This window comes from Chryseobacterium cupriresistens (genome assembly GCF_046614675.1).
Taxonomy (GTDB): domain Bacteria; phylum Bacteroidota; class Bacteroidia; order Flavobacteriales; family Weeksellaceae; genus Chryseobacterium; species Chryseobacterium cupriresistens.
The window spans coordinates 241,684-256,947 of sequence record NZ_JBKKJT010000004.1; the positions used below are offsets into that span (position 1 = coordinate 241,684).

The window sequence follows — 15,264 nt, forward strand, 5'->3', positions numbered from 1 at the left end:
GATAATGGTATTTAAGCTATTCGCAAAAACAAATTAAGGATTAAGGATTTTAGCGATTGAAACTGCATCTGCCACAGTATCCAGGCTGTAGATCTGTGCAATACCCTGTGTAGTCGCCGCCTGAGTAACAATGTTTTGCTGGTTCTGGGTATTCACTGCATTTTCAAAAAGAATTCCCGTAGAATGTGCTGCTGATTGATATACGTTGGCCATCGCCATTGCAGGAGATTCTGCTACTACTTTTACGTTGGATTGCGTTACCGCGTCTGTGATTTGTTCGTTTACTGGCATAATGATTATTGTTTATTGAGGTTAAAAAATAACCGGAGTTTCCGGCTGTTCGGATAATTGATTATAATAGTTTCGTAAAAAGTGATTACGGAGTAAGGATTTTAGCAATAGAAACCGCATCGGCTATCGTATCCAGACTGTAAATTTGAGTTACTCCCTGTGTAGTGGCTGCCTGGGTAACAATATTCTGCTGGTTTTGAGTGTTGATTGCATTTTCAAACATGATTCCTGTAGAATGTGCAGCTGACTGATACACGTTGCTTAGAGCCATTGCAGGAGATTCTGCTACTACTTTTACGTTGGATTGCGTTACTGCGTCTGTGATTTTTTCGTTTACTGGCATGATGATTATTGTTTATTTGGGTTAAAATTACCGGGTTTTCCGGCGGGTTAATTTATTTTGCGGTAGGCAAAATCTGATTAAGGTTTAAGAATTTTAGCAATAGAAAGAGCATCAGCGATGGTATCTTTACTGTAGATTTGAGTTACCCCCTGCGTAGTGGCTGCCTGGGTAACAATATTATGCTGATTTTGAGCGTTCGTTGCGTTTTCAAACATAATTCCTGTAGAATGTGCAGCAGATTGATACACATTACTTAACGCCATGGCAGGAGACTCTGCCACTACTTTTACGTTGGATTGCGTTACCGCGTCTGTGATTTGTTCATTAACTGGCATAATGATGATGATTTATTGGGTTAAAAACAACCGGGCTTTCCGGCTGAGGTGATTACTTTTATCAAAAAGTTTAAAAATTAAGGCTTAAGAATCTTAGCCATAGAAACTGCGTCTGCTACAGTGTCCAGGCTATAGATCTGCAGGATTCCCTGAGTGGTTGCCGCCTGGCCTAAAATATTCTGCTGATTTTGCGTGTTTACCGCATTTTCAAACATGATTCCTGTAGAATGGGCTGCAGATTGATACACGTTGGCTAGCGCCATTGCAGGAGATTCTCCTACTACTTTTACGTTCGATTGTGTTACTGCGTCTGTGATTTGTTCATTAACTGGCATAATTGTAATTGTTTTTTTGAGATCGGATCTCGGTTAATAAATTATTGAAGTAAACTAGTTTATATCTGGGTTTTAAACTCACCACAGATCCTGCAGATCAATGCGTTTCAAAAACATTGGTATAGACAGGTTATGAATAAATTGGCTCTGAAGGGTGGCTCTGAATACAATGGCTGAAACCCCTGTCTGTAAAATCTGCGCGAGTTTAAAGCATATTTTTTCTAAAAAGGATGCGGTCTTATTTTTAATATCTGTCTTAAAAATAAATTCCTGCTGCAGGTATGCCGTCAATGTCGGATTCCTTTGGGCTAACGATGGATTCTGAATGATTGTTTTTGTACATTGACAGCATCTGAAAGGCGGTGCAAAAATAAATGTTGACCTGATTGTATATATGCTGAGGGCACCGGATTTCATCTTTGCAGAGAAATAAACCGCATCCGTAGTTGTGTGGAATAGGAATTAGAAACGCTGTTTTCTAAATGACTCCAATTCCTTTATTTTTATATTTTTGAAACTCATTTTTTTTAATCCCATCACATAATGGCTGATCCCGGTCATAGCATTCCGTTGCTGATTCAATGCAGAATTGATTTGCATCTGTCCGGTGGAATGTGCGCTTACCTGTGCGGAAATAGCCTGAGGTACTGCGGTAGACATTCCGGTAATGATTGTATCAATTTCGTTCATATTAATTCGTTTTGGTGGTTCTAAGGTTTGATATTACCCAATCTTGTATTCAGCTTATTCATCCGCTCCATTATTTTAAGTTCTTTCTCTTTTACCTTTGCTGTAGAGGCTTCCTGCAGCTTTTTCAGCTGTTCTTCATAATTCATGACAGGGGTTTCAGGTGGTGGAGCAGCAACAGGAGCAGGAGCTGCTTCATGCTGTTTTACAGCTTCTTCCAGTTTTTCCAGGAGAGGAGCAAGAGACTTCATGGTCTCTTTGACAGCTTTGTCCCTGATATAGCTGATAATTTCATCTTCATGTCTTAAAACAAAAGGCATGATTTCTTTTTCTACCATTTCAGGTTCCGTTACAGGTACCGGAGGTTGGGGAGCAGGAGCTTTCTTGCGGATTCTTTTACGCATACTTATTGTTTTATACTATTGTAAAAATGAAAATGTCTTGTTACAGCAGATAGTTAATAAATGCAGACGCAGATTTCCAATCCCGGTTGAGGTCTTTTACAACGTTGTAACCTGTAATTTCTAAAGCAATACATGCAGAGATAGCGCTGGCAGTCAGCATTTCTTTTAACTGATGCGGAGGAAGGGTCAGGATATAATCATCCGGAATAATCAGAGATTTACTACCGGATGGAACTTCATTTACTATGATACTCAGGATTTCCTGAAAATAATGGGCGATGAGCTTGGAGGCCTGAAATTCCAGTTCTCTTTTTAAGGCAACCATCTCATCCTGGGTAACCAGATCGGAAATGGCACTTACATCCACGTCATGTACGGAATACTGAGCTTCACCCGTATTAGATGGAGTAATCGTAATATCTGATTTCAGTATCCATTTTGATCTTTCAAGATTGATCGTGAGAAGTTTTGAATCATAATCAGGAACTGCAATTTCGTTCAGGGTGGTAAGAGGCAGGATTCTTATATTGCAGTAAAATACCTTTGGATCATCCAGCTTGACCATGATCACGGCAATTCCTGTCGATTTATCTTTAGGTTCCACTACAAAAGACTGAAAATGGTTGTACCTTTTGCCTCCTCTGCCGATGCAGTTAACCAGTCGTAAAGACGGCTGAATATTAATGTCTGATGTCTGAAGATTAAATACAAATCGTTCCGAATTGTGCTCCGTCTTTTTAGGTTCTGAACTTTTGGTGTCCAGATAACTGATTTCATTGCTTTTGAGCAGATAAAGTCTTTCATTTAAATCATCTAAGCTTTCCAGATTTAAAATTTTGGCGGGTTTGGTTACTGAGGAATAATTCATCTTTTATTTATTTTAATTTTTTCAATGAGCTGGGCTATTATTGTTTTTTTCTTGGGATCACCTTCAGTTTCGACCGAAGGAATTACCGCTTCTTTGATCTCCGGTTTTACAAGTGGCTGTGTCAGTTTAACCGACTTTAATACTAATTTTCCCCCATGATCAGCCGTGATAAAGCTTCTTCTCATACTTTCTTTTTCTGAAGAGGTCTCTTCCGGAACCGGATCTACCCGTTTTTTTTTTCGGGATCTTCATCTTCAGAGGAAACTTCCGTATAGGATGGGGGAGAAGGAAGTGCTTCTGAGACTGGAAGCGCGTTGACATTATAAATTGTATTGGAAATTTTAGCCTTTACTTCAGCATAATCACTTACCATTTTGAATAAGTCTTTCATCATTTCATTTCCTTTTCCTGCATCCTGGCCCTGAATATTTTCAGCCATTTGAACAGAGGTTTCTTTACTCCCCGGCGCCGGCCCGAAAGTGGTTCCATAGGTCAGTAGATTATTGGCCAGTCTGCTCAATGCAATAAGACCTACCTGCTCAAATCCTTTTAAAAAAGACTGTAAATCCTGAACCATCATTCCTGTAGACTGTTCTATCATTACTTTGGTTACTCCGGTCATTGGAGAAGCTTTAGGCGGAGCCAGTACCTCACTGTTCACAAATACTACAGCTTTCTCCGCCGGAGTGGTAGCATTGGCCGCCTGGGATTGTTGGGTTTCACTGTTGTTTTCACTCATGATGGTAAGGTTTTAAATTATCCTTTTAAAATTTTAATGGCATCTGCAACAATCGCAGGGTTGAGCTGGTTCAAGTTCTGCTGGTTTGTCACAGAATTCTGAATGGAAATTCCACTGGCATGGGTGGCCATCTGGTAAAGCATACTCATAGCCTGTGCGGGAGACTCACCAAGTACCGTAACGTTAGTCTGCGTTACTGCATCTGTAGTCTGGGTGTTTACTGTTTCTGCCATATTCTGGGTTTAATGGGTTACTATTGTTTTTAATTTCAAATATCTTTTTCAAAGACTTTCATTTCACTCAATCTTTATATTCTTTTTTGATTAAGTCTTCACTATGAGATTGTTGATCTCTTTGTCTGATACAAATTTCAGCAATCAGAATAAATCTTCATTAAGGGAAAAAACGGAATTTTAAAAAATAAGGGAATTCTCTTATGGGTGAATTTTTAATCAAGAGTCTTTATTATAGTTAAGCGTTTACATAGTTAAATAAACAAATACATCGTCTGGGAATACGGGTAAACCCTGAATTTCTGAAAATGGGTTTTTCCCCTTTAACGAGTCAGAATGTTTCCGCGGAAATTTGTGTTATTAATATTGGTGTAAACTCCAGAAATCAAATAAATAACCTTAAATAAAAACTATTATGAGCATTATAGGAAAATACAACAATTTGTTTTTCAGTGCAAAAGGAACAAATAACAAAGCTAAGATAGGAGTCAGGCTGAAAAACGGACAGATAAAAATAATGACTGTGAGAGAAGTTTTCAATACCTATTTCATCGGAAACAGGGAAAGCGAAAGAAAGATGCTGGAAACCCTGGAACTGATGGGAGGAGATATAAAAGATATCATTCTGGTACTTGATATTTATAATGCAGATTATCTATCTGAAGGAGACTATAAATTCAACCATGATCAATGGGAAAGTGACAAATATGAAAAAGAAAGAAAGGAAAAGTACGGGGATGTCAGTGAAAAGGAGAGATATGAAGTTAATATCATTATGAATGCCAAGGTCGTTACAGCTTCCGTATATCGGGATCTGCAGCAATTGTTTTTTATCAAAAAATTTCATGAAAGGAGATGGGATAAGGGAAGTAAAAGTAAAGAATTTATGAGGCAAAGACTTGATTTATTGAGAAATGAAACACAAGGCACTCCTGATCTCCAGACGATGAAATTCTACAGAACAATGGGAGAAACAGAGTTTAAAGGAATAAGTGAATGGGCAGAAAAATATAGGGCAGAGGGCGGAAATATAAAAACTGATCTTACTTTCAATCATGAAATAATGAATACAAAGGTATTTGACAACGATAATATACCGAATGAGATACCCGTTCGTCATCATTTGGGCGGATACAGCCAGGCCAGATGGTATGCGAGACCTGACAGGCATCAGTTTAAATTTCTCGTACAGTTTGTATTGAATAAGAACGCTAAAGGATTCTTAGGAAATCCGGAGCAGTTAGTTTTACAAAGAACATCAAAGAATACTAATTCAGCGGTAGCAAAAATTAAATCATGGTTTGAAGACAACGGAATATTGGTTGAAGAAATAAGTAATAGTGAAGGACAAAAAGCAGGCAGAATAGGTCTTAAAAATGAAGATAAGGAAGGGGAAGGATTAAGTATTTCGTTAGGTGAGAGCAGAGATACTCAGGAAATATTTCAAAGTTTGCTCAGCAGAATACGCCTTATTGAAGTAATTAATCCGGAATAGATTTTTCAGAATTAATATATTAAAAGACAGCCCTTTCAATAAAAGGCTGTCTTTTTAATAAACAGATTATGCTGAAAGTGGACGATCCACCAGTTCTTTTCTCTTCCTCCAGAAGAAATAAGCCACAACAGCTGTTGCAATGGGCAGCGCAATACCAAACTCATCAATATAATAGTTGGTGTTTCCCGTATCTACAGTTAGAGGAGTAAAAATAGACTGTATAAAAAGGTTATGACTGGCATGCAAAATAACCCCTGTCCATAAACTTCCGGATTTTAATCTTAACCATGTAGAGATGAAACAAGCGGCAAGTATCATCACCGTAAAACACGAAAGAGCCAGCCATTTGGGGCCGCCTGTATTATAATTGGAGAAAAGCAGAAGAGGATAATGGTAGATCGACCAAATCACACCCATCCAAAGAGAAGTAGCGGTATAGGAATTGATCTTGGCCAATTGAGGCGTCAGAAGACCACGCCAGCCTATCTCTTCTCCCAGTGCAGAGCCTACTGAACGTACCATGCCAAAACTGCTCATCAGAATAACATACAGAATGATCGTGAGACCATCTGGAAGGTTCCAGCCCATTCCTTTGCCAATTTCCGCTACAAATTCATGATTATAAAAGCCGCCGGCACCACTGATCCAGATGATGAGGTAAGGTACCAAACTATAAAGAACGGGAATACAATAGGCCATTATCTGGTATTTTGTTGGTTCCCACTTCCATCCCAGGGAAGAAATGGGGATATTTCGGATACGGCAGGTAAGAAATGCAGCAATAGCGGGACACCACATGACAATGGTTGCATAAGAGATTATTCCGCCGCCAAGTTTTCCGGTGCTGATACACATATAATAAACAGGAAGACAGAAAAGCAGGGTAAGAATGAGATAAGTGGCAATATTCTTCCTGACTTCGGATTTGGATATTGTATTTTCCATAAACTGATCTGGTGCTAAAGTTTATAAATGACTGAAAAATAGAAAGTTATTTTTAAATAAAAATACACTTATTTTTTATATTAATAATAATTTAAACATCAGCGGATGTAAGAAAAGATTTTAATAATGAAAACAGTAAATTAGCTAAAATATTTTCCGAATACCTAAACGATGTCCAAGCTAAAAGCCATAAGAGAACAAAAGAACCTGACCCAGGAAGAGCTGTCAGAACAATCAAAAATTTCTGTAAGAACCATTCAACGTATAGAATCGGGAACAGAACCTAAAGGACATACGTTAAAATCACTGGCTCAGGCTTTAGGAATAGAAGAGGTTGAATTGCAACAGGATCAACCACAAATAATTTCAGAAACAGATAAGGTTGAAATAGAAGTAAAAGAAGGGGAAGCTCCAATCAATTATTCATACATTAAAATCATTAATCTTTCCTCGTTAATATTTACTCTTTTACCGCCACTCAATATTTTTGTACCGCTTATTCTCATGCATAGTATGAAGCAGAGAAACAGTCTGGCCAGACAGATTATTTCCGTTCAGATGATCTGGACAGTGATGGCACCTATTACCTTTATGCTCGGCATCTTTTTAAAGTTCGGAAAGCAGTTTACCCTGATCCTGATGATCCTCATTGTTCTCTCCAATGTATTTATTATCCTTCGGAATGCAGCTGAGATAGATAAGAATAAAAAACTCTATTTCAGACTGAAATTCAGTATGATATAAAACCTGTCAGGACTTTGTCGGGTTTTTGTCGGGTTCATTTTTAGCAGAAAAACAAAAGGAAATCGAATCTTTGTCAAAAAAATAACAATGACAAAGTCTTCAAGGTTCACCCTTCCTTTTTTTATGCTGTTCATGAGTGTCACGCAGGCACAAACAGAGAAAACAGATTCTCTGTATAAAACCATTATGTCGAAAGACAGCCTGTTTTTTTCTGTAGGCTACAATACCTGCAACATCAAGCAGATGGAAAATCTGTTGAGCGAAAAGTTTGAATTTTATCATGACAAAGGAGGTTTTGAGGACAGGGAAAAATTTATCATTGATTTTAAAAACGGATTATGTAAATCCCCGGAGACCTACCAGATAAGAAGAGTGCTTATTAATAAAAGCACAGAAATTTATCCCATGTATAAAGACGGAAAGATCTACGCTGCCATTCAGAATGGAGACCACCTTTTTTATGAGAAGATAGTAAATCATGCTGAAAAACTGGTTGGGGAAGCAAAATTTACCCATTTATGGATACTGGAAAATGGTGAGTGGAAGCTTAAAAATTCATTGAGTTTTAATCATCATCCGAAGCAGACTACCGATAGTGAAACGATGTTTGATAACGATCATTCCATGCAAAGCTGGCTGAAAGAAAATAATATTCCTGCCCTGGGATTAGGAATTATAGAAGGAGGAAAGTTGCAGCAGGTGAAAGTTTTCGGTGAGATCAGGAAAGGGATTGCAGCACCTGATAATGCCTTGTTTAATGTCGCATCACTTACAAAACCTGTTACGGCAATGGTTGCATTACGATTGGTAAGTCTTGGGAAATGGAAGCTTGATGAACCTCTTGATGCCTATTGGACAGATCCAGATATTGCCAACGATTCAAGGTATCAAAAATTAACCACAAGAATGATCCTGAGCCATCAGACAGGTTTTCCGAACTGGAGATGGATGAATGCAGATAAGAAACTGAACTTTCAGTTTGATCCCGGTACAAAATACCAATACTCAGGAGAAGGTTTTGAATACCTTCGGAAAGCACTGGAAAAAAAGCTTGGAAAATCACTGGATCAGCTGGCAAAAGAACTTGTTTTTCAGCCATTCGGGATGAATGATACCCATTATATCTGGGATCAGAATACCGACGAATCAAGATTGGCTATAGGATATGATAAAGATGGTAAACCTTATCCAACCGAAAAAAACAAAACGGCCAATGCGGCTGATGATCTTTATACTACGGTTGAAGATTACGGCAACTTTATGGTCAGTGTCATGAATAAGAAAAATCTGAAACCGGATGTTTTTCAGGAAATGATCAAAAAACAGGTCAAAGTAAAAGATCAAAAATATTTTGGACTGGGGTTTGAGATATACGACCTTGGAAACGGTGATTATGCCTTATCCCACGGCGGAGCTGATCAGGGAACACAATGTATTGCCATCATCATACCCGGCTCAGGGAAGGGAATTATAATTTTTACCAATATTGATGACGGTTATAAAGTATATGAGAAGTTGGTTCTTCATTATCTGGGTAATGAAGGAAAGCAAATTGTAGATATAGAAACCAGATAACAGATTGTTTTTTAAGGGTTAAATAATGATGTGATAAATCTTTGTATCTTCGGGGTATCAATCTGAAAACAAGAAAGATAATCAAAATATATGTTTTCAGGATGAAATAGTATGGACAGAAAAAAAACGAAAGCTATGTGGCAATATTATATCATCCTTGCAGCAGGAATCATTCTGTTTGCAGCAGCATTAATGAGCTTTAAAAATACTCTTTCATTCTTAAAAAAAGCAGAAAAGGCAACGGCAACCGTTACCTCATTAAGGGAATATGAATCAGAGGGAACCGTATTCAGTCCGGTCTTTACCTTCCGGTCCCAAAATAATATGGAACATACTTTTGAACTGGCGGAAGGAACCAATCCCTCGGCCTGGGCCATTGGAGAAACAGAGACTGTGATCTACGATCCTGAGGATCCTTCCTCAGTAAGTTTATATACCTATTTCAGAATTTTTGCCTGGCCTTTAATCCTGATTTCAATAGCACTGCCACTACTGGTGGTGGGAAGCGGGTATTTTATTGCAGAACGGTTTTTAAAATAATCTTCATTATCAATTTCTTGAGCTGTTTTCAAGGAAACTCTTTATAAGTTTTGTTGTACTGAAGCAAAGGCCCTTACCGGAAAAGTTCCGGCTCCTTTGAATTTTGGAGGGGCAGCCGTAAAGGTAAAACCTTCATCAGGAAGCTGTTCCAAACGACAAAGATGCTCCGCAATTACTATTTCATCGCCCAGAAGAATGGTGTGTACGGGACGGTTTTTGCCTTTTGTGTTATCAATATTATGAGAGTCAATCCCTACAAGTTTTACCTGGCAGTCTTTAAGATATTCTGCCGCGCTTTGCGTAAGGTAAGGATGATTTTCATAATACGTCTCCGTATTCCAGTGGCTATCCCATCCCGTATGGATAAGTACCGCTTTATTTCTGATTTCCCGGTTTCTGAGATATTGATCTGTAATCTCCAATGTTTCCGTATAAGGAATCCGGATTACTACCGCCTCTAATTCAGCCAGTTTTTCCAGTTCCATTTCAGCGGTGTCTTTTCCGTTTTCAAACCTGTGGAAAGGACAGTCGATATAAGTTCCTGTATTCGTAACCATTTCAATCTTACCAATTTGAAACGAAGTTCCTTCCTCATACAATTTCTGAGATTCCGTTCTGCTGAGATAATCACAGATGTGAGGAGCGGGAAGCCCTTTATAAGTAATAAGTCCTTCTTCAATCGTGTGGCTCAGATCGATCAGCCGTTCCACAGGAGGTTTTTGTTGTACAGTCTTTCTTTTATGGGGTTCGTTAATGACCTGCTTATTCAGGATATTGACTTTACCAGCCATAAGAAGCCGGAGATCATCAATAATATAATCAATCAGTTCCTGGTCTGTAATATGATCTCCTGCAATGTCAAGTCTGAATTCTTCCCCTTTAAGGCTTCCCCCATTGGTAAAATACACTTCAAAATCAAATTGTACCCTTTTGTCCATTATTAAAATATTTAGACAAAAGTGAAGAAAATCAGATTCTGTTTACTTGACTTAAATCAATTTGCTTTATTTTTTTACTTCGGATCCTGCTTAAGGTTTCAGGACTCATCCCCAGATAAGAAGCAATATGGAAAAGAGGAATTCTGGTTTCAGAATGCGGAAACTGTTCAAGAAAATAAAGATACCGTTCATAAGAATCCTGAAGCAGGAAAGAGCTTTCACGGCGGCATTTTTTAATAAACTCTTTCGTAAGGATTTGATTCATGAACTGATGCCATTTCGGATCTTTTAAAAGCTTGTCTGTCAGTTTTTTGGGAAGAATAATAATTTCTGAAGCTTCCAGACATTGAAAATTAAGAGATGTTTTTTCGCCGGTCAGATAGCTTGTCAGTGCTGTAAAAAAATCGTGTTCAAAGAAAAATTCAGTGTTGATCTCTCTATGGTCTTTTATATAAAAACTTCTGATAACTCCTTTTTGAAGAAAAAAAAGGCTGTCTGCCGTTGAGTTTTCCCGTATGACATAACTGTTGCTTTCCAGATGCCATACTTTTGCTTCGGCAAGGATCATTTCTTTCTCCTCATCGGTAAGATCAAACAAAGGATATAGTGCTGTTTCGAAGAAAGGAGTAAGATTATGCATCGTTTTGAAGGTTTAAACAGTGAACAGAAACTGCAGCTGCAAAAATGCAGCCCTTAGTTCTATTTTACTTTTTCAAGAAGATATAACTTACCACCGGAAAATCCCTGTTTAGGCATAAGATTGCCTTCCAGAACCATTGTTTTATTGGTTACATCGATAACGGAAATATAGCTATTGGAATTGTATTCGATATAATTCTCCTTTTCCTTCGTTGAAGGATTTTTTCCGAATTCCATTGAATATTTTACCCAATCTTCATCCTGTGTGCTGCAATGTACGGGCTTGAATTTAGATTTCTTAGCCTTGAAAACAATCTGATCAAAACCTTCCGTACATTCTGAAGTAAATGATCCGTCAGGATTCTGATCTTTTGAAAAATCTTCAAAAGAACCACGGTAAACGCCCACTACTTTCCAGGTACCATCCAGACGGTCTTCATCAATTTTTCCCTTTGCTTTGCTCACTGCCCAGCTGATTCCGTTAACGGTTCCCTTTACCGCTTTGTAACTTAAATTTACCGCTCCGGAAACCACTTTAGTAGCTGTTCTTACCACACATGAATGGAGAACGAATACAGCCGAAGCCAGCAATAGGAATTTCTTCATTTTGTCAATTTTTTCAGATACGAAGATAGTGCTTTTAGAAAAAAATTATAGTGATGAATAATGTTTTTGTCTATTAACATCATAATATATAGCGCTATTGTTTTTTCTCCTGTCCGGTTTACCGCCCGAAATTCAGGATTCACCGTTTAATATGGCCTGCTTAACGTATTTGCACTTACTTCCGGCATTGCTTTGCCATAATTTTACCATTACAAAACATCACGATTATGAATACTACATTAAACTTCAGTAAAAAAATACAATCCGTTTTGTCCCTGATTATTTTTATGGGAATAGGATTATTGCCTCTGAAAGCACAGACTTATACCACGGGTGAAAAGGATGCGGAAAGCATCAGATCCGCTTTTCAGAATACAAAGCAAATAAGAGCCGGGCTTTTGAACGTTGGGTATGCAGAAATGGGCCCGGCCAATGGAAAACCGGTTATCCTTCTTCATGGATGGCCTTATGATATCCATAGTTTTGAACAATCTTCCGCGATCCTTGCTGAAAAAGGCTACCGTGTTCTGGTCCCTTATTTAAGAGGTTACGGTACAACGACCTTTGTTTCTCCCAATACAAAACGCAACGGTCAGCAGAGTGCTGTTGCATTGGATATCATTGCTTTTATGGATGCCCTGAAAATAGATAAGGCCATCATTGGCGGTTTCGACTGGGGTGCAAGAACCGCAGATATCATGGCTGCACTGTGGCCTGAACGATGCACCGGATTGGTAGCGGTAAGCGGCTATTTGATTGGAAGTCCAAAGGCCAATGAAAAACCTTTGCCTCCGAATGCTGAGCTGTTATGGTGGTATCAGTATTATTTTTCAACGCAAAGAGGGTATAAGGGGTATAAAGCCAATACTTTAGCCTTTAATAAACTGATCTGGAAAACGGCTTCACCCAAATGGGCTTTTGATGACCAGACCTACGAGCGTTCTGCCAAAGCATTCGATAATCCTGATCATGTAGATATCGTGATCCACAATTACCGCTGGCGTCTGGGATTAGCAAAAGGAGAAAAACAATACGATGCGCTTGAAGCCAGGCTGGCAAAATCTCCGTCCATTTCGGTTCCAACGGTTACTATGGAAGGTGATGCCAACGGAGCAGCATTTCCCGCACCGGAAAGTTATGCTTCAAAATATACAGGTAAATATGCACATCATACTTTAACGGGCGGAATTGGTCACAATTTGCCACAGGAAGCTCCAAAAGCATTTGCAGATGCGATCATAGAAGTAGATTACATGTCGAAATCCAAATAAAAATCTGAAAGACTAAAAATAAAACCACTGCTCAATAACAGTGGTTTTTATTTATTTTATCCTCAACTAGTTTTTAGATTCTTCTTCAACCTTCAGTTTATTCACCAAAGGATTGGCATACATTGCTAAGAAATACTCTCTGGAAACAGGATCTGAAGGATCTATGCGCATTTCAAGTCTGCGGACAAACAACTGTTTTTCCTGTTCCGTATATTCGGAAGCATATGTATTCGTGTTATGAAGCAGATCGTAAGCGATGTACTTGGTTGGCCAAAGCTTATAATTACTGATGATAGAACGGTCAATTACCTGTGCAATGGCCTGCAGCTGTTTATTTTTGTTGTCAATGGCCGCTGCAATTTCATCCAGTTCTTTATTCAGAACATCACCGGCATGAAGGTGAATACGTTTTTTTTGACCCAGAATTCCGCTGATAATGTTGGTGAAATCTTCATTTTTCCCTTTAATGTATTCCTCATCCCTGTGCTGTGCAAGCAGCTGAGGCATTTTTAAGGAATCTGTAGGATCATACTCATAGGAGATAGAGATAGGAACAATCTTTAATGTTTTAAAATAATCTGTAATACATTGATCTCCGGCTGCCATGGCAAGCATTTTCAAAACCCCTTGCTGGGTAGAATCGTTACCATTTTTGGTACGGCCTTCACGCTGGGCAATCCATACAGAGCGGTTTTCCTGAAGGAGCAGCTCTTTAATATACTCAGACATCGTCTGTGAACTTGTCAACTGTTCACGAAGCGGCAGTCCTCTTTGTACCAGAAAGTTACGGTTCAACTTGGCCAGTACATTTAAGAAATTCTTACGTACAAGATTATCACCAATGGCAGAAGCTGTCATTACATAACCCCCTTCCAGCAATACCAGATTAAGCAGCGAAGTATCCAGAACGATATCCCTGTGGTTCGAGATGAAAAGGTAAGAGGTGTTTTTATCCAGCTTATCAAATCCAGAAGTCGTTAAACCGTCAGAACTTTTTGCAAGGATCTGGCGAACGGCAAAGGCCACAAACTGATGCTGAAAATCACTGATGGAATGAACATTCTTAAACTGTTCCAGCCAAACCTGCTCATCTGTATCAGGAAAAGTAAAATTCATAAAGGCTTTCATCATGGGATCACGGGCGATGCTCTGTAATCTCTCATTCACTTCCTGATCATAGAAATACCGGATTTCATCAAACTTAGACATGCGGTTAGGTAAAAATTAAAACTTTTTGCAAAAGAACGAAAATTTATCGGGGGAGAGGGTATAAAGGGTGTTAAAGTATTATGAAGGGCGTAGGAGTTTGGGCTCGGCAGCACTCTTCTATCTTAGTTTGTAGCAGAAATTCAATAGAAATGGGCTTTAGCCCATTTTGATAAGAAAACATCCCTTTGGCTTTCGCCTAAACTTAGAGGTGTTATATTGAGATTCCTGCGGAATGACAAATGTTGTGGATAGTCTGAGCGAATAGTTTGTATTATGTATTATGTATTATGTATTATGTATTATGTATGGAGGAAATAAGTGGCTATGCACCCATACATAATCGCCGACCTTGTCATTCCGTAGGAATCTCGGCTCTTTTCTTATCCTCATTTATCATCAGAAAGCTTTCTGTGCCTGGATTCCTACGGAATGACCAACGGTGTGGATAGGCTAAGCGAGCAGTTTGTATTATATCTGAAGCAAGTAACTATGCACATGTACACACACCAATAAGTACCCACTTTGTCATTCCGTAGGAATCTAAGCTCTTATTTTACCCTCCGAATTAAAATATTCTCTACGAACTGTTTACTTTATTAATCTGACGATATCCAATTGGTAATTCATATGAACAGTTCGTATCAAAGCCAATTCTCAAACAAATAATTCAAAAATTCTAAATTAGGATTTGTGCTCCTTATCAATTCAAGTTTCTTAATTCTTGACCAGTCTTTAATTTCCTTTTCTCTTTGAATGGCATGATGAATCCAATTATATTTTTCATAATAAATGAGAAATTCAAGATTATATCTTGCAGTGAAACTACGTGGATTGAGCTTCGTTTTGTGTTGATACAATCTCCTGTGCAGGTTGCCTGTAACGCCTGTATAAAGTACTCTTCGGTTTTTATTGGTAAGAATATAGATATAGTAGGTATATCTTCCTTTTGAAAATGCAGTCATTTGTGTATTTGTTTTACAAAAGTTACAAAAAATATAATACCACTGTTTTTTCAATTGGATTTAATTGTTTTTATTCCACCTTTTGTCATAGAAATCGGAATGCCC

The 15,264-nt window shown here is 38.4% G+C and carries 21 protein-coding genes; 5 read left to right on the plus strand and 16 right to left on the minus strand.

What is annotated here, in order from left to right; all coding sequences use genetic code 11:
• Positions 1-33: 33 nt before the first annotated feature.
• The 10 genes from ACLI50_RS13405 to ACLI50_RS13450 all read right to left on the minus strand — a co-directional run bounded on the left by ACLI50_RS13405 (position 34) and on the right by ACLI50_RS13450 (position 4,235).
• Positions 34-291, minus strand: a complete 258-nt coding sequence (locus tag ACLI50_RS13405) for a RebB family R body protein (protein WP_034697227.1) — start codon at positions 289-291, stop codon at positions 34-36.
• Between the two features lie 85 nt (positions 292-376).
• A complete protein-coding gene (locus ACLI50_RS13410; RefSeq protein WP_034697225.1) occupies positions 377-634 on the minus strand; it encodes a RebB family R body protein in 258 nt (85 codons plus the stop codon).
• A gap of 77 nt (positions 635-711) precedes the next feature.
• Positions 712-969: a RebB family R body protein gene (locus ACLI50_RS13415; protein ID WP_034697223.1), complete on the minus strand. Its 258-nt coding sequence runs from the start codon at positions 967-969 to the stop codon at positions 712-714.
• Between the two features lie 77 nt (positions 970-1,046).
• Positions 1,047-1,304 (minus strand): RebB family R body protein, encoded by a 258-nt coding sequence (locus ACLI50_RS13420; RefSeq protein ID WP_110011409.1) that lies wholly within the window; start codon positions 1,302-1,304, stop codon positions 1,047-1,049.
• A gap of 462 nt (positions 1,305-1,766) precedes the next feature.
• Positions 1,767-1,994, minus strand: coding sequence for a hypothetical protein (locus tag ACLI50_RS13425; protein WP_411413985.1), 228 nt, complete (start codon positions 1,992-1,994; stop codon positions 1,767-1,769).
• Positions 1,995-2,014: 20 nt separating this feature from the next.
• The gene (locus tag ACLI50_RS13430; RefSeq protein ID WP_110011406.1) at positions 2,015-2,395 is read right to left on the minus strand and encodes a hypothetical protein; all 381 of its coding nucleotides are present in this window, start codon (positions 2,393-2,395) and stop codon (positions 2,015-2,017) included.
• A gap of 40 nt (positions 2,396-2,435) precedes the next feature.
• Complete coding sequence (locus tag ACLI50_RS13435; protein ID WP_411413986.1) at positions 2,436-3,263, minus strand: hypothetical protein; 828 nt, start codon at positions 3,261-3,263, stop codon at positions 2,436-2,438.
• Entirely contained in the window at positions 3,260-3,448 is a 189-nt protein-coding gene (locus tag ACLI50_RS13440) for a hypothetical protein (protein ID WP_202839070.1), read from the minus strand. The genes ACLI50_RS13435 and ACLI50_RS13440 overlap by 4 nt, the downstream gene beginning before the upstream one ends.
• Positions 3,449-3,486: 38 nt before the next feature.
• Positions 3,487-4,002 (minus strand): hypothetical protein, encoded by a 516-nt coding sequence (locus ACLI50_RS13445; RefSeq protein WP_227941898.1) that lies wholly within the window; start codon positions 4,000-4,002, stop codon positions 3,487-3,489.
• Positions 4,003-4,019: 17 nt separating this feature from the next.
• Positions 4,020-4,235 carry a RebB family R body protein gene (locus ACLI50_RS13450; protein ID WP_034697211.1) on the minus strand — a complete coding sequence of 72 codons (216 nt, stop codon included), beginning with the start codon at positions 4,233-4,235 and terminating at the stop codon, positions 4,020-4,022.
• Between the two features lie 415 nt (positions 4,236-4,650).
• Between ACLI50_RS13450 and ACLI50_RS13455 the strand changes: the two genes are divergently transcribed.
• Positions 4,651-5,730: a hypothetical protein gene (locus ACLI50_RS13455; RefSeq protein ID WP_202839074.1), complete on the plus strand. Its 1,080-nt coding sequence runs from the start codon at positions 4,651-4,653 to the stop codon at positions 5,728-5,730.
• Positions 5,731-5,796: 66 nt separating this feature from the next.
• On the opposite strand, the gene ACLI50_RS13460 is transcribed toward ACLI50_RS13455, so the two are convergent.
• Positions 5,797-6,675, minus strand: a complete 879-nt coding sequence (locus tag ACLI50_RS13460; protein WP_411413987.1) for a CPBP family glutamic-type intramembrane protease — start codon at positions 6,673-6,675, stop codon at positions 5,797-5,799.
• Between the two features lie 171 nt (positions 6,676-6,846).
• Here ACLI50_RS13460 and ACLI50_RS13465 point away from each other — a divergent pair, with 171 nt between their 5' ends.
• From ACLI50_RS13465 to ACLI50_RS13475, 3 genes are all read left to right on the plus strand, one after another.
• Positions 6,847-7,419, plus strand: a complete 573-nt coding sequence (locus ACLI50_RS13465; protein WP_411413988.1) for a helix-turn-helix domain-containing protein — start codon at positions 6,847-6,849, stop codon at positions 7,417-7,419.
• An 87-nt stretch (positions 7,420-7,506) separates the two neighbouring features.
• Positions 7,507-8,994: a serine hydrolase domain-containing protein gene (locus ACLI50_RS13470; protein WP_202839080.1), complete on the plus strand. Its 1,488-nt coding sequence runs from the start codon at positions 7,507-7,509 to the stop codon at positions 8,992-8,994.
• Positions 8,995-9,105: 111 nt separating this feature from the next.
• Positions 9,106-9,534 carry a DUF3592 domain-containing protein gene (locus ACLI50_RS13475; protein ID WP_202839082.1) on the plus strand — a complete coding sequence of 143 codons (429 nt, stop codon included), beginning with the start codon at positions 9,106-9,108 and terminating at the stop codon, positions 9,532-9,534.
• A 41-nt stretch (positions 9,535-9,575) separates the two neighbouring features.
• Here ACLI50_RS13475 and ACLI50_RS13480 read toward each other — a convergent pair whose 3' ends face one another.
• From ACLI50_RS13480 to ACLI50_RS13490, 3 genes are read right to left on the minus strand one after another with little or no spacing between them, the layout of a single operon-like run.
• Positions 9,576-10,472 (minus strand): cyclase family protein, encoded by an 897-nt coding sequence (locus ACLI50_RS13480; RefSeq protein WP_202839084.1) that lies wholly within the window; start codon positions 10,470-10,472, stop codon positions 9,576-9,578.
• Between the two features lie 31 nt (positions 10,473-10,503).
• Positions 10,504-11,112 (minus strand): Crp/Fnr family transcriptional regulator, encoded by a 609-nt coding sequence (locus ACLI50_RS13485; protein ID WP_277695253.1) that lies wholly within the window; start codon positions 11,110-11,112, stop codon positions 10,504-10,506.
• Between the two features lie 59 nt (positions 11,113-11,171).
• Complete coding sequence (locus ACLI50_RS13490; RefSeq protein WP_202839088.1) at positions 11,172-11,717, minus strand: hypothetical protein; 546 nt, start codon at positions 11,715-11,717, stop codon at positions 11,172-11,174.
• A gap of 227 nt (positions 11,718-11,944) precedes the next feature.
• Here ACLI50_RS13490 and ACLI50_RS13495 point away from each other — a divergent pair, with 227 nt between their 5' ends.
• A complete protein-coding gene (locus tag ACLI50_RS13495) occupies positions 11,945-12,988 on the plus strand; it encodes an alpha/beta fold hydrolase (protein WP_411413989.1) in 1,044 nt (347 codons plus the stop codon).
• A 66-nt stretch (positions 12,989-13,054) separates the two neighbouring features.
• On the opposite strand, the gene ACLI50_RS13500 is transcribed toward ACLI50_RS13495, so the two are convergent.
• Both ACLI50_RS13500 and ACLI50_RS13505 read right to left on the minus strand, forming a co-directional pair.
• Complete coding sequence (locus tag ACLI50_RS13500; protein ID WP_411413990.1) at positions 13,055-14,197, minus strand: 1-acyl-sn-glycerol-3-phosphate acyltransferase; 1,143 nt, start codon at positions 14,195-14,197, stop codon at positions 13,055-13,057.
• A 641-nt stretch (positions 14,198-14,838) separates the two neighbouring features.
• A complete protein-coding gene (locus tag ACLI50_RS13505) occupies positions 14,839-15,159 on the minus strand; it encodes a GIY-YIG nuclease family protein (RefSeq protein ID WP_330747156.1) in 321 nt (106 codons plus the stop codon).
• Positions 15,160-15,264 lie beyond the last annotated feature (105 nt).

What these genes read in the sequence shown, in the direction of transcription:
- ACLI50_RS13465 (WP_411413988.1), top strand. Translation starts at nt 6,847, where the DNA reads ATGTCCAAGCTAAAAGCCATAAGAGAACAAAAGAACCTGACCCAGGAA.
- ACLI50_RS13440 (WP_202839070.1), bottom strand. Translation starts at nt 3,448, where the DNA reads ATGAGAAGAAGCTTTATCACGGCTGATCATGGGGGAAAATTAGTATTA.
- ACLI50_RS13455 (WP_202839074.1), top strand. Translation starts at nt 4,651, where the DNA reads ATGAGCATTATAGGAAAATACAACAATTTGTTTTTCAGTGCAAAAGGA.
- ACLI50_RS13490 (WP_202839088.1), bottom strand. Translation starts at nt 11,717, where the DNA reads ATGAAGAAATTCCTATTGCTGGCTTCGGCTGTATTCGTTCTCCATTCA.
- ACLI50_RS13425 (WP_411413985.1), bottom strand. Translation starts at nt 1,994, where the DNA reads ATGAACGAAATTGATACAATCATTACCGGAATGTCTACCGCAGTACCT.
- ACLI50_RS13410 (WP_034697225.1), bottom strand. Translation starts at nt 634, where the DNA reads ATGCCAGTAAACGAAAAAATCACAGACGCAGTAACGCAATCCAACGTA.
- ACLI50_RS13445 (WP_227941898.1), bottom strand. Translation starts at nt 4,002, where the DNA reads ATGAGTGAAAACAACAGTGAAACCCAACAATCCCAGGCGGCCAATGCT.
- ACLI50_RS13505 (WP_330747156.1), bottom strand. Translation starts at nt 15,159, where the DNA reads ATGACTGCATTTTCAAAAGGAAGATATACCTACTATATCTATATTCTT.
- ACLI50_RS13495 (WP_411413989.1), top strand. Translation starts at nt 11,945, where the DNA reads ATGAATACTACATTAAACTTCAGTAAAAAAATACAATCCGTTTTGTCC.
- ACLI50_RS13420 (WP_110011409.1), bottom strand. Translation starts at nt 1,304, where the DNA reads ATGCCAGTTAATGAACAAATCACAGACGCAGTAACACAATCGAACGTA.
- ACLI50_RS13405 (WP_034697227.1), bottom strand. Translation starts at nt 291, where the DNA reads ATGCCAGTAAACGAACAAATCACAGACGCGGTAACGCAATCCAACGTA.
- ACLI50_RS13430 (WP_110011406.1), bottom strand. Translation starts at nt 2,395, where the DNA reads ATGCGTAAAAGAATCCGCAAGAAAGCTCCTGCTCCCCAACCTCCGGTA.
- ACLI50_RS13435 (WP_411413986.1), bottom strand. Translation starts at nt 3,263, where the DNA reads ATGAATTATTCCTCAGTAACCAAACCCGCCAAAATTTTAAATCTGGAA.
- ACLI50_RS13460 (WP_411413987.1), bottom strand. Translation starts at nt 6,675, where the DNA reads ATGGAAAATACAATATCCAAATCCGAAGTCAGGAAGAATATTGCCACT.
- ACLI50_RS13500 (WP_411413990.1), bottom strand. Translation starts at nt 14,197, where the DNA reads ATGTCTAAGTTTGATGAAATCCGGTATTTCTATGATCAGGAAGTGAAT.
- ACLI50_RS13485 (WP_277695253.1), bottom strand. Translation starts at nt 11,112, where the DNA reads ATGCATAATCTTACTCCTTTCTTCGAAACAGCACTATATCCTTTGTTT.
- ACLI50_RS13475 (WP_202839082.1), top strand. Translation starts at nt 9,106, where the DNA reads ATGGACAGAAAAAAAACGAAAGCTATGTGGCAATATTATATCATCCTT.
- ACLI50_RS13480 (WP_202839084.1), bottom strand. Translation starts at nt 10,472, where the DNA reads ATGGACAAAAGGGTACAATTTGATTTTGAAGTGTATTTTACCAATGGG.
- ACLI50_RS13450 (WP_034697211.1), bottom strand. Translation starts at nt 4,235, where the DNA reads ATGGCAGAAACAGTAAACACCCAGACTACAGATGCAGTAACGCAGACT.
- ACLI50_RS13470 (WP_202839080.1), top strand. Translation starts at nt 7,507, where the DNA reads ATGACAAAGTCTTCAAGGTTCACCCTTCCTTTTTTTATGCTGTTCATG.
- ACLI50_RS13415 (WP_034697223.1), bottom strand. Translation starts at nt 969, where the DNA reads ATGCCAGTTAATGAACAAATCACAGACGCGGTAACGCAATCCAACGTA.